10 protein-coding genes are annotated in these 13,876 nt (G+C 37.8%); 9 read left to right on the top strand and 1 reads right to left on the bottom strand.

What is annotated here, in order from left to right; translation table 11 throughout:
- The first annotated feature begins 53 nt into the window (after window positions 1-53).
- The 9 genes from folE (at window position 54) to JET18_RS15150 (ending at window position 10,494) form a co-directional block, all read left to right on the top strand.
- Window positions 54-722, top strand: a complete 669-nt coding sequence (gene folE / locus JET18_RS15110; protein ID WP_047376638.1) for a GTP cyclohydrolase I FolE — start codon at window positions 54-56, stop codon at window positions 720-722.
- A 7-nt stretch (window positions 723-729) separates the two neighbouring features.
- Entirely contained in the window at window positions 730-1,161 is a 432-nt protein-coding gene (locus tag JET18_RS15115; RefSeq protein WP_202092361.1) for a DinB family protein, read from the top strand.
- A 71-nt stretch (window positions 1,162-1,232) separates the two neighbouring features.
- Window positions 1,233-1,964 (top strand): hypothetical protein, encoded by a 732-nt coding sequence (locus JET18_RS15120; RefSeq protein ID WP_202092362.1) that lies wholly within the window; start codon window positions 1,233-1,235, stop codon window positions 1,962-1,964.
- A gap of 224 nt (window positions 1,965-2,188) precedes the next feature.
- Complete coding sequence (gene cysS / locus JET18_RS15125) at window positions 2,189-3,655, top strand: cysteine--tRNA ligase (RefSeq protein WP_202092363.1); 1,467 nt, start codon at window positions 2,189-2,191, stop codon at window positions 3,653-3,655.
- Between the two features lie 483 nt (window positions 3,656-4,138).
- Window positions 4,139-5,302, top strand: a complete 1,164-nt coding sequence (locus JET18_RS15130) for a T9SS type A sorting domain-containing protein (protein WP_202092365.1) — start codon at window positions 4,139-4,141, stop codon at window positions 5,300-5,302.
- 150 nt (window positions 5,303-5,452) lie between these two features.
- A complete protein-coding gene (locus JET18_RS15135) occupies window positions 5,453-8,107 on the top strand; it encodes a 4-alpha-glucanotransferase (RefSeq protein ID WP_202092366.1) in 2,655 nt (884 codons plus the stop codon).
- 139 nt (window positions 8,108-8,246) lie between these two features.
- Window positions 8,247-9,230 (top strand): hypothetical protein, encoded by a 984-nt coding sequence (locus JET18_RS15140; RefSeq protein WP_202092367.1) that lies wholly within the window; start codon window positions 8,247-8,249, stop codon window positions 9,228-9,230.
- 178 nt (window positions 9,231-9,408) lie between these two features.
- A complete protein-coding gene (locus JET18_RS15145) occupies window positions 9,409-9,858 on the top strand; it encodes a hypothetical protein (RefSeq protein ID WP_202092368.1) in 450 nt (149 codons plus the stop codon).
- Between the two features lie 126 nt (window positions 9,859-9,984).
- Window positions 9,985-10,494: a ferritin gene (locus tag JET18_RS15150; protein WP_202092369.1), complete on the top strand. Its 510-nt coding sequence runs from the start codon at window positions 9,985-9,987 to the stop codon at window positions 10,492-10,494.
- Between the two features lie 223 nt (window positions 10,495-10,717).
- Here the strand turns inward: JET18_RS15150 and JET18_RS15155 are convergent, their stop codons facing one another.
- Entirely contained in the window at window positions 10,718-13,873 is a 3,156-nt protein-coding gene (locus JET18_RS15155) for a UvrD-helicase domain-containing protein (RefSeq protein ID WP_394369523.1), read from the bottom strand.
- Between the last annotated feature and the right edge of the window lie 3 nt (window positions 13,874-13,876).

Genomic DNA, 13,876 nt, shown 5'->3' on the forward strand with positions numbered 1-13,876 from the left:
ATTGAAATCGATGAACAGATTTTATCCGTATTTTTGTTGCAAATTAAATAAAAATGGTTGATTTTACCGATAACGACGATGATATTTTCACTGGAAAAGAACATACGCCTATTAGGAAAGATGCATTTGATAAATCGCCACAGGAAAAAATAGAAAAGATCACCGAACTTTTTGGTGAAATTATGGAAACACTGGGGATGGATATGACGGATGATTCTTTAAAGGATTCCCCAAGGCGTGTGGCCAAAATGTATGTAAATGAAATTTTTGGAGGACTTCTTCCGGAAAATAAACCCGGAATTTCCACTTTTTCCAATAAATATAAATACCGCCAGATGCTGGTGGAAAAAGATATCACTGTGTATTCTTTCTGCGAGCACCACTTTCTGCCGATCATCGGAAGAGCCCACGTAGCCTATATTTCAAACGGTGAAGTGATCGGGCTTTCCAAGATCAACAGGATTGTGGATTATTATGCAAAAAGACCGCAGGTTCAGGAAAGACTGACGATGCAGATTGTAGATGCTTTAAAGGAAGCATTGGGGACAAAAGATGTAGCATGCATCATTGATGCGAAGCACCTTTGCGTAAACTGCAGAGGAATAAAAGATACGGCAAGTTCTACCATCACGGCAGAATTGAGCGGTATTTTCAGAACCAATCCTATCACAAGACAGGAATTCTTACATTATGTGGGAAGTCACGCGAAATTAGATTATTAGTAAACAGATGAACTACCAGATCCTTAAAAATATTGTTGATGCCGAGCTTCAGAAATTTGAAACCATTTCTGACGAAGATTGGAATAATAAAATTTCACCCGGAAAATGGTCGAAAAAAGAAATCTTAGGGCATCTTTGTGACAGTGCACTCAGCAATATCAGACGATTTGTGGTCACTCTGTATAAGGAAAATGATAATATTGTATATGACCAGGATTTCTGGGTAAAAGCACAGAATTATCAGAATATTCCGGTTTCAGAGATCATCGGTCTTTGGAAATCTTTGAATTTTCAGATTGTGCATACCGTGGAAAATATTCCGGATGAAGCTTTACAGAGAACCTGCGATACTACAAAAACGGTTCCTCAGACTTTTACGCTGGAATATATTATCCAGGATTATATTGACCATCTGCAGTATCATTTAAAAGCAATTTAACAAATTTAAAAAAGTATAAATCTTACTAGCATCATAGAAAAAAATTAATTGATGTTGATCAAAAACAAATTATGAAAAATTTATTAAAGTGCCTTCTGGCTTTTACATCTCTTATATTCTTGGCAGGATGTAGTAACGATGATAAGGATGAAAATGTTAACCAACCCCAAAAAAGAATTACCAGATATTTTTCTTTTTCTCCCCCTTCCACTTCTAAAGATGAAAAGTGGGTATACAACTATAAAGAAAGGCTTATTGAGGTTGTAGATGATAAAACTAAAACAGTCTTTATCTATGATGAAAATGAGAGGGTTACAAAAGCTATAAGATATTTAACCTTACTTCCGGAATTTCCTCCAGATTCTATATTGTTTCATTACAATGCTGGTGAGATTATTATACAGCAAGGTTCTACGAGGAATAAATATATTTTAAACGATCAAGGGCAACCGATTCAGCTGCTTAGACAATCTCCTAACAGCGGGGAATATTATCTTCAGAAAAGTTTCACTTACCAGAACGGTAATATGATTAAAGAAGAATATGATAATGTGAAAATTGAAATTGCATATGATAATAATAAAAATATTTTAGCTGATTATCCTATTGGTGTAAGATTATGGGCATCCATTAAATCTCCAGATTCAAATTTTTTTGCATTTACGAGTAAAAATAATGTTGTCAGCAGGAAATATAGTATTGGAGAGTTATTGTCAGAAACAATTTATCAGTTGACCTATGATAAAGATGGCTACATTTTAAAAAGCGAAAGCATATTTGGATCTGAAGGATTTGTATACTAAAAAAATAGATATACTTACACCTATTAATTTATTCTGAAAAGTGATAGTTAGCTTTGGAATAACTTTAAGTTGTTATATTTAAGTAACCTTTAATAAATTTGCAGAATGGTCATATTTAAAAAAGTTTCAAATAAAATTTTTCTCACAACAATTATTTGTTGTGGATAGAATTATTTTAACTAATTTTTAAATCCTTTAATCATTCAATCTTTTAATTTAAAAAAATGCAATTAAAACTATACAACTCCTTAACCGGAGAAAAAGAAATATTTAAACCTATTTTAGAAGGAAACGTTGGGATGTACGTCTGCGGTCCTACCGTGTACAGCAATGTGCACCTGGGGAATGTAAGAACCTTCCTTTCCTTCGATTTTATCTACCGTACCCTGATGCATTTGGGGTATAAAGTAAGATATGTAAGAAACATCACCGATGCTGGCCACCTTACTGATGACGGAAATGTGGATAACGACAGATTCGTGAAGCAGACCCGTCTTGAAAAGCTGGAGCCTATGGAAATCGTACAGAAATATACGGTGGATTTTCATAAAGTTCTGGAAATGTTCAACCTGCTTCCTCCCAATATCGAACCTACGGCAACCGGTCATATTGTAGAGCAGATTGAGCTTACGCAGAAGCTTATTGACAGAGGTTTCGCCTACGAAAGCAACGGCTCTGTGTATTTCGATGTTCTGGAATACAATAAAAGAGGACTGAACTACGGGGAGCTTTCAAAACGTAATATCGAAGAACTTTTTGCCAATACCCGCGATCTTGACGGTCAGGGAGAAAAGAAAAACCCACAGGATTTTGCCTTGTGGAAAAAAGCCTCTCCCGCACACATTATGAGATGGAATTCCCCTTGGGGCGAAGGTTTCCCGGGATGGCATCTTGAATGTACTGCCATGAGCACGAAATATCTGGGCGAAAAATTTGATATCCACGGTGGCGGAATGGACCTGAAATTCCCACACCACGAATGTGAAATCGCTCAGGGAAAAGCCTGCAATGATATTGCTCCGGTTAATTACTGGATGCATGCCAATATGCTGACAATGAATTCCCAGCGTATGAGTAAATCTACAGGAAATTATATCCTTCCGATGCAGCTGGTGACCGGAGAAAATGACTTCTTTGAAAAATCTTTCCACCCGTCTATTGTACGTTTCTGCTTCCTGCAGGCCCATTACAGAAGCGTATTGGATATTTCCAATGATGCGATGATCGCCAGTGAAAAAGGTTTCATCAGATTAATGGAAGCCGTTAAAGTATTAAACAACATCACTCCGGATAACGGAAAACAATCTGAATTTAATCTTCAGGAGTGGAAAAATAAATGTTATGATGCCTTAAATGATGACTTCAATTCTCCGATTCTGATTGCTCATTTATTTGAAGCCGTGAAATATATTTTCGCTTTGAATGACGGAAAAGAGACGATCTCTTCCGAAGATCTTGAAGACCTGAAATCTACATTGAATGCATTCATTTATGATGTTTTAGGACTTCAGAACATTGAAGAAAACAATAATGAAAAGCTGGATCAGACTTTGAAAGTCTTAATAGAGCTTAGAAACCAGGCAAGAAAATCAAAAAACTTCGATCTTTCAGACCAGATCAGAGACAAGCTTCTTGCTGAAGGGATTGAATTGAAAGACGGCAGAGACGGAACCACTTACGTTTTGAATTAACCGCAAAAATAAATAGTACAGCTCCCGCAGCTCTCGTAGATTCTACAGATCATATCATAAAAATCTGTTGTGATCTGTGTGATCTGCGGGAGTTTTTTTATGCTCATTTCTTATTATTTTGTAATCTCTCGCAGATGTAGCGGATATAGCAGATTTAATCCGAAAGCCTTACTCATGTCGGTGGAGCGGCAATCTTAGCTCCTTTAAATTATACAGAGCAATACTCAATCTTATCGTTTACAAAACACAAATTCCACTAATGTTTCCCACAAATAACACAAATGTTGCAGCCCTTCAATAGTGACATTTGTGAAGATATTTGCGTTATTCGTATTTAAAAAAGCAACCAGATTATCATAATTTCAACGTTTAGATTAAATGATTGTAAATATTATGTAAATACTAATGATTTTTTGTGATTCAATCTGTAAATTATGTAACTTTAGTCTACTAAAATGATTACGAATCTAAATTCTACATTGTATGAAAAAACATTTATTCCCTCTTTTTCTGCTTGTGTTTGGTGCGAACGCCCAGGCACAGCAGGATTTTTTTGCAATTGCCGGAAAAGACACTTCCGGCATAGTGTTCAGTGATTTCCGGGTCATGGATGCTGCCAGCGGAGCTTCCGGAGAGAAGATTTTCTCTGCAGATGCCTCAGCCAGAGTATTTTCCCAGGAAAGGAAAGGCGCTGTATCAGAGGATAAAAACTCCTATAACCATTCTCAGGCAGTTACCATGGCTGCACTTGCTTACGATCCTTCCAATAACAATCTGGTCTACATGCCCATGTTTTCGTCCAATATTTACATTTTAAATCCAAAGACGAAGGAAATCACATTGGTAGAAAATATGGTAGCCAGAGTCACTTCCTGTGATATTAGTTCCCACATCACAAGAATGGCAACAGGGTATGACGGAAATATCTATGCGATGAACAATGCCGGAACCCAGCTGCTGCAGATCAGCAGAAAAGGCGGCCAGTATACAGTCAGTGACCTTGGAATTGTGAAAGATGATGTTTCTAACGGTAAAAATTCATTTACAGCTATTGAAACAGGTTTCGGAGGTGATATGATTGCGGATGCGGAAAATAATTTCTATGTTTTTTCAGCATCAGGAAATGTATTCAAAATCATCGCAAAAGAACTGAAAGCAAAATTCGTCGGAAAGATCTCAGGAATTCCTGACAATTATTCCGTAAATGGCTCTGCCGTCAATGCCCAAGGAAAAGTAGTGATTGCCAGTGCTAAAGGAGACGGTTTGTACGAAGTAGATTTAAGTACATTGCAGGCGAAACCTCTTCCAGGTCAGGAAAAGCCACATATTTATGATCTGGCAAGCAAATATTTTGCAAATGACAGAACTTCTGCAAACGCATTGGCTAATATTGATATTTATCCAACCAGGGTAGATGAACATTTTATCAATGTCAGCGTCAATGATAAAGCTGTAAAAGGAAATCTGAAACTTAATGTTTTTGATATGGCCGGAAAAAATATCCTGAAAGAAAGTTTGCAGGTGAAAGACGGATCATTAAATCAGCAGGTGTATCTTAAATCCCTGATCACGGGAGCTTATATTGTAAATGTTACCAATGAATCCGGTAAAATACTGTTGAACAAAAAAATTCTGGTGACGGAATAAGAAGTTTCAATCAGGAATACAAATTTCTATTAACTCCGATTAAAAATAAAAACCTTTTCAACATGTTTTGGAAAGGTTTTTTAATGATTATTTGATCTTGAATAAGTTTTATTTTTCGATATTAAAATGTATTTTTATCAAAAAATATAGATGAAGCTATACTTTAATGTAGGATATAATGCAAAGGCCGGACAGAATCTGCAGCTGTTGATTGTAGATGATGAAGGTGCTGCTGTTCAGGCCCATACTCTGTTTTATGCAGAAAACGGGAGTTGGAAATGCGAAGTGGATTATTTCTCAAAATCAATTTCATACCGATATCAGCTTGCAGACGAAAAAGGAAATATTCTGAGAGAAGAATTTGTTCCGCATCATCTTAACTTCTCCCATAATTATAAGGAGTTTATTATTTTCGATGAATGGAATAACAAGAATTTCCCGGAGAACTATCTCAATAACAAGATTCTTTATAATAAGCTTAATCAGTTTGTTCCCGAGAAAGCTGCTATTTTAAAAAAACATACCCATTTATTCAGGCTCGAAGCTCCGGTTTATAATCCGGACTGGAAGATTGTCATGTTCGGAAGTACAGCTTCTTTAGGAGGCTGGAACTATGAAAATGTCATCCACCTTTCACAGACGGATTTTGGGATCTGGGAAGCTTCCGTGGAAATTCCTGAAAATGAATTTATTCAGTTCAAATATTGCATTTACGATATTAAACAAGGAAAAGTCATTGATGTAGAATCCGGCGAGAACAGATTTACTGTGGCCAATCCACTCAAAGATGTTCTTCAGATGGTCTCCAATCATTATTTCAAGTTCAAATCTTACCAGATGTACCACGATGCCGGAGTGGCGGTTCCCGTATTTTCTTTAAGAAGCGAAAATGGATTTGGAGTTGGAGAATTTTCCGATCTTAAAAACCTTGCGGACTGGACGAAGGAAACCAATCTGGGAATTATCCAGATCCTTCCGATCAATGATACCACGGCCAATTATTCGTGGACCGATTCTTATCCTTACGCGGCCGTTTCAGTCTATGCACTGCATCCGCAGTATATTTCACTGGAAAACCTGAGCTTTCCTTTACCGGAAGATTTAGTTTCAGAATACCAGGCTGAAAAAGAAGCATTAAACGCTCTGGACCTGATCGATTATGAAAAAGTAATCGCAGGGAAATGGAAGTTTCTGAAAGCTGTTTTCAGTGCAGAAAAAGAAAAGATTTACAAAGACAGGAATTTCAAAAAATTTATAAAAGATAATGAGCACTGGCTGGTTCCCTATGCTGCATTCTGTGTGCTAAGAGACAAGTACAAAACTCCGAATTTTAACGAGTGGAAAACCCACAAAAAATATATTGCCGGAAAAATTGCACCGTTTTTTAGTGTAAAAAGCAAAGATTACGACGCCTCTATGCTTCATGCATGGGTACAGTATCAGCTTCACATCCAGCTTAAAGATACTGTAGATTATACCCACAGTTTAGGCGTTTCGCTGAAAGGCGATCTGCCGATTGGTATTTACAGACATTCCGTAGAAGCATGGACTGAACCTGAACTTTTTGGAATGGATTTCCAGGCTGGCGCACCGCCTGATCAGTTTACAGAGCTTGGTCAGAACTGGGAGTTCCCGACGTACAATTGGGAAGCCATGAAAGCGGATGACTACCGCTGGTGGAAAAACAGATTCAAAGCTCTTGAGCAGTATTTTGATGCCATGAGGATCGACCATATCTTAGGATTTTTCAGAATATGGAGAATGCCTGTCTCTGCTACACAGGGGATTTTAGGCTACTTTTATCCTGCAGTCCCAATTGTTTTGGATGAATTTAAAGCAAGACATATTCCTTTTGATTTCAACCGGTACTGCAAGCCTTTCATCAATGACAGAATTCTATGGAACTATTTTGGCGAAGAAAGCAGTAAAGCCCTTGAATTTATTACCAATAATAATGACGGAAGCTATTCATTTAAGGAAGAATTTGATACCCAAAGAAAACTAGTCGATTTTTTCAAAAAGAACCCGAAAGGTCCTATCGAAGAAAAGCTGGTTTCTCTGTGTGCGAATGTTCTGTTCCTCACCGAAGAAAGAAACGGGGAAACCGTTTACCACCCAAGATTTAATATATATAATACAGATTCCTATAAATACCTTCCTGAGTGGGAGCAAAAAGCAATCTATGATCTCTACCACGATTATTTCTTCAGAAGACAGGATCATCTGTGGTACGAAAAAGCAATGGAAAAGCTTCCGGTTATTCTGAATGCCACGAAAATGCTGATCTGCGGAGAAGATCTGGGAATGGTTCCTGCCTGCGTTCCAATCGTGATGGACGAACTGGCGATTATTGCATTAAAAGTACAGCGTATGCCTTCCGATAATATTCCGTTCTACAATCCTAAAAAAGCGGAGTATATGAATGTGGTGACCGCCTCTTCCCACGACAGCTCTACATTGAGACAGTGGTGGAAGGAAGATCCTGCACTGACTCAGAAATATTTCAACCAGCAGCTGATCCAGTATGGAAAGGCTCCGGCAGAAATGGATGCTCATCTGGCTGAAATTATTATGAAGCAGCATCTTTACAATGAAGCCATGCTGGCTGTTTTCCCGATCCAGGAATTCCTGGCGACTGATGCTGAGCTTACCAATCCGCAGATGGACAATGAAAGAATCAATAATCCTGCAGTTTTTCCACACTACTGGCGATACAGGATGCATCTGAAGCTTGAGGACCTGAAGGGAAAGAAAACCTTCAATGAAAAAATTGCTTCCTGGATAAAAGATAGCGGGAGAATGTAAATTTAACATTTGATTATCAATTAGTTAATTATAATTTAAAAGAAGTTTAATCTTAGGATTTAACTTCTTTTTTTTATTTACATCCAAAAGATAGAATAGAGATATTCTGCTATACACTAACCAATTAACGACTATAGAGATGAAAAAAATACTTTTTGGACTTGCTTTGGGACTGGCAGCTTTGACTTCCGCCCAGCAGTATCCGAATAACGGATGGGGAGACGACGGGTATTATCAGAATGGAGATGACTATTATAATGATGAAGACGACAGAAATTATTTCCCGGACGATTATTATTACAACTATCCGCAGGACTATTATCCAGGCGAATACTATCAGGGATATTACAATGATTACAGAAACAGTATTTCCAATATCAACTGGAATGTTTTCTTCCGTGAGAACAGGCTGAACAGATGGCAGATTGACCAGATCCTAAGCCTTAACAACCTGTACGTAAGTTTTTCTAACTGGAATAATTTCTATAGATACAACCCGGACAGATGGTATTACGACAGATTTTATGCGCTGGAAAGAATTATGGGGCCAAGAGTGTTCGTAGTTTTCAGAAATAATTACTACCGCGGAGCAAGCCCGGTTGTTTACTTCCAGAATTACAGAAGAACCTATTATGTGCCCAGATATGCAGTAATGCCCAGATACAGAAATGTAAACATCAATGTGTACAGGGTAGACAGATCAAGATTCAGAAGAATGGATAATCCAACCTTCAATGTGATCAGAACCGACAGATCGAATAGCGGATTCAGAGGACCGGTAAAAGACGGCAGCAATTCAGGAGGTTTCAGAGGCCAGGCCGGTAACGACAGAAGATCTGAAAATTCAGGAGGTTTCCGCAGCGAAAACAATGGTGTAAGAAATAATGGCGGCGGTTTCAGAGGAAATTCTGAGAATAACGGAAACAGAGGACTTGGAAATAACGGAGGTTTCAGAGGAAGCGGGGAAGTAAAGAGGGAGAATACTCCAAGAAGAGAAAATAACAGCGGAGGCTTCAGAGGAAATGGCGGAAGCTCCAGATCTGAAAGCCAGCCTTCAAGATCAAACAGCAACAGAGGTAACAATGGAGGTGGTTTCAGAGGCAGCTTGGTAAGCAACAAATAATTTTCATATATTATATTTAAGTGGTGTGAAGGACAGGTTTTAGGATCTGTCCTTTTTTATTTTTAAATTTTATTATTTTGATATTTAAATTTAACATTTTTTATGAATAATTGCATTTAACTTCTGTTTTGATTCATAATCAAAAATATGTATAACAATTAATTAAATATTTTTTAAGATGAAAAAATTAGTTTTAGCAATAGCATTTATCGGAATAGGAGGTTTTGCCATGGCGCAACAAACAACAACTCCACAGGACAAAGAAGCAAGAAGAGCAGAGATGCATCAGAAAATGGAACAGAAGCATCAGAAGCACCTTGAGCAGATGCAGAAAGATCTTAATCTGAACGACGCTCAGGTAGCCCAGATCAAAAGTCTTCATGAAACAAGAAAGGCCGAAATGAAAGCGGATTTTGAAAAGAATAAAGTAGCAAGACAGGCCAAAATGGAAGACATGAAATCTAAAAGAAGTCAGATGGATGCCGATATGAAAAAGATTCTGACTCCTGATCAGTATGATAAATGGCAGGCTGACAGAAAGGCTAAAATGGAGCAGAGAAAGGTAGCAATGAAGGATAGAAAAATGATGAAAAAGCCTATGAACACTGCTGCTCCGGAGGCTAAATAACAGGTCGTAATTTTGATTTTTTAATGTGTGAAGGACGGATTTATTTCCGTCCTTTGTGTATTAATTTTCATTAAAACTTTTGATTTCGGGCTTTTATTCCTTATTTTTGACTATAAATTTATACTTATGATCAGCGAAAAAATTGCAACGTTAATTAACGAACAGATAGCTCACGAACAATACGCCGCACAATATTATCTTTCAATGTCTGCATGGTTTTCAGGAAAAGACCTTGACGGAATTGCGAACTATTTCAGAGTTCAGAGCAAAGAAGAATTGATGCACGCAGATAAAATGTTTGATTTCTTAAATGACGTAGGAGGAGAGATCATCATCGGAGAAATTGCAAAACCTCCGCACGAGTTCGAAAATGCTACAGATATTTTCGAAAAAGCATTGGAGCACGAGAAAAAAGTAACCAGAAGCATTTTCAATATTGTGAAAAATGCTAACGATGAAGGAGACTTCGCCACAACTTCTTTCCTTCAGTGGTTTATTAACGAGCAGGTAGAAGAAGAAGCAAGTGCTTCCCAGTACGTAACAAAGATTAAGATGGTGTGCGACAACCCGTCTGCATTATATCTTTTCGATCAGGAATTATCTCAGAGAGTTTTTACACCTGATCCTACAGCTTAATTAAAATTATATTGTAAAAATAAGCCCGGCCGTTCGGAGAACGGCCGGGCTTATTTATTTTAATCAGGAAGTTATCCACAAAAAACCGGATAATTTCTTCTGGTTATTCATAATATATAAAATTTCCTATTGGCTAAATACCTTTGGTAGTAGTTGTTCTGAAGGATTTTTAAGTTATCCACAGTTCTTTGTGGAAAACTCTGTGGATAAATAATTTTACCGGCTACAGATAAATAAGCTGGGTCTTTAAGACCTTTTTACCCAAACCTTCCAGGATGTTTTTATATCTTTCAATCTGGCGCTCATCTTTTTCTTTCTGTTCCCCCGTTTTAAAGTCTACGATCATATAACCTTCTTCACTTTTAAGAAGACGGTCCGGGCGTACAATATGGCTTTGACCTCTTTCAGAAATCATAATATCTTTTTCATTGATCACTTCCCACTTCTCATCAAAGAATTCCGAATATTTCCGGATGATCTGAATTAAGGTTTCCTCGATCTCATTTTTCTCATCCAAAGTGATCTGTCCGTCCAGAACATAGCTTTCCAGAACTTTAGCCGTATCTTTTTCCGTATTGATTTTCGACAGCAATTCATGGACGAAAAGCCCGATTCTTACCTTTTCATTTCTTACCTGATAGTTTTTGGAAGGTGTCGCAATCTTGATCGAAGACCTGTTCTCATTAATGTTTTTAAGATTTTGAATATCCTTTGTCTTAAATAATGAGGTTTTATCCTTTGAATGCTTCCTCAGCATTTCAAGACGGACTTCATACAGGTCGAATTCATCAGCTCCTTCCGTATTTTTTCCGTTAAAAAACTCCAGAAGTTCCAGATTATTGGACGTTTTATTCGCTTTCTGCAGATAGAAAAACAATTGCTCAACAGGCCGGGTGGTTGCCACATACTGAAGGCATAACCGGTCGATGAGGTTTTTATAAGCATTTTTTTTGTTGAAAAACTCTATTTCTTCATCATACACTTCAAGGTTTTTGCTGAACTGGTTGATGTTCACGGATTTCAGGGCATCATTATTACTGGTATCGAACCAGTTGGTAAATTCACTGTCCCGGTTCTTATTCATCATCGGAATAAACACAATCGGGAACTCCAGCCCTTTGGATTTGTGGATCGTCATGATCTGTACGGCATCAATATTTTCCGAAGCCTGAATAGTGTATCCCGAAGCCTCTTCATCCCAGTATTTTAAAAACTCTTTCGTGCTGGCTCCGGCATTCTGCGTAAAATTGAAAAGCATTTCAAGGAAGTTCAGAAGAAAATCCGTTTCCTTATTCTCTACAGCGAATTCATTGATATAATATTCCACAAAATTATACAGGTTGAATCTTGGAAAATTGTCCTGTTTCAGCTTCAGGGAATATTTATTCTGGATAAACTGTAGAATTTCCTCATGCGTTTCTATCTCTAGGATTTCATTCATTTCCAGCGTAAAATCTGCCATGTGGATTCTCCCCAGCGTATTCAGATAATACATCATCATGATCAGATTCGGCTGATTCTTGGGATTGATTTCCCAGCGCAGAAACTCAATAACAGATTTTAATGTATTCGAAAGTTCCAGTGTCAGACCTTTGTCCGAAATCGTTTTGATATTGGTTTCCTCTCCGCGGTATTTCACTTTCAGATTTCCCAGTTTCTGAGAATAGCTGAAAATATCAAAATTTCCACGGCATAAGATGGTAATATCAGAAAATTTGAAACCATTATCCAGGCTTTCCTGAATATCCTTCCGCATCTTTTCAGAAGTATCATTGTAAAAATCTTCGTTCGTAAGATTCTCGATCAGGCTTACTTTTACCCGTCCTTCAATCTGTGATTTCGGGTTCTGCTCAGCATCTTCCCCGAAAATATTGCGGTGCTCTTCCATCAGATCTTCCGAATGGTAGCGGTACAGTTCATTATTAAACTGAACAATATTTTTAGCACTCCGCCAGTTATCTTTCAATACCAGAAGATCAGCTTCTTTAGGAGAAAATTCCTTCTTGTTGATAATATCCAGCATCAGCTTGCTTTCGCCGCCACGGAATCTGTAAATACTCTGTTTCGGGTCGCCTACAAGTGTGAAAGACGTATTTTCCGTAGAAACACTATGGTCCCGGAGCGGAACGAAATTCTGCCACTGCAGCTCCGAAGTATCCTGAAACTCATCAAAGAAATAATGCTGAAACTGTGAACCTACCTTCTCATAAATAAAGGCCGACGGCTCATTTTTAAGATTTTCATTGATCAGGATATTAAATTTGGAAAGCAAAACAAGATCATTTTCCTCTTCAATTTTCTTTAATTCGTCCTGAATATCTTTATTCACCTTCAGCGGAAGAAGAGCGGAAAGAATTTTTTCCTTCTTCTGGGTTTCAATATACAGAAGAATCAGCCGCATCCTGTTGTCCAGAAGCTGATCCAGAATCTCAAAAATATCAGGTTCCTTACTTTTTGATTTTGACGAAGCCCCTTTTCGGTAATTATTGACCACCGACTCTTCAAGCGTGGTCGGAAACGGAAATCCAGGTCTTTTCTGATGATAAAAATCCTGAACTTTGGTGAAAAATCCTCCGATCCCGTTTTTACCCTGTGCAAAATCTTCGATCTCAATATTTCTGGACCTGAATAGCTCGATAGATTGTACGGCAAGCTCTGCAGACTGCTTTTTATTCTGTACGATTTCCTTTCTGAGCGTATTTTTTATCTGCTCATAATTCGTATCATCAAAACTCTTATTGCTTTTCAGATGTTCGTAATGAATGTCTTTTACAAATTCCTTGGCAGAATCATAAAGGTTTTTATTAAGATTGATTCTCTCATTGTTTTCCAGGCTGTAATCCACATAATCCATGAAAGAATTCGAGATGCTTTCATTCTCGCCAATCTGGTCGAGCATTTTATCCACAGCTTCGATCAGAAAAGGTTCCGCCTCGATTTCAAGATTAAAATTCTTCGCTAAACCCAGTTCGTACGAAAAGCTTCTTACCAGCCTTGAATTAAAACGGTCAATCGTCCCGATATTTAACGTTGAATAATTGTGAAGTACGTAATCCAGCAGTTTTTTTGAACGGATATGAAGCTCATCAATCGTAATTTTCAAACCGTCCGCTTCAAAGGCTTTCTGAATGTTTTTAAGATCGCTGTTTTCAGCAAAATTATCCGCAGAAAAATTTCCCAGCCAGGACAAAATCCTTTCCTTCATTTCATTGGCTGCTTTGTTGGTAAAAGTAAGCGCGAGAATATTCCGGATAGATTGCTGCTGGTTAGGATAGCGGAGACAGATCATCAGAAGCCTCTGAACAAGGGCATATGTTTTCCCTGAACCGGCTGAAGCATTGATGACTGTATAAGAATTTTGCATTGCTGAATTTAGAATTGA

It is taken from the genome of Chryseobacterium endalhagicum, from assembly GCF_016745235.1.
Taxonomy (GTDB): domain Bacteria; phylum Bacteroidota; class Bacteroidia; order Flavobacteriales; family Weeksellaceae; genus Chryseobacterium; species Chryseobacterium endalhagicum.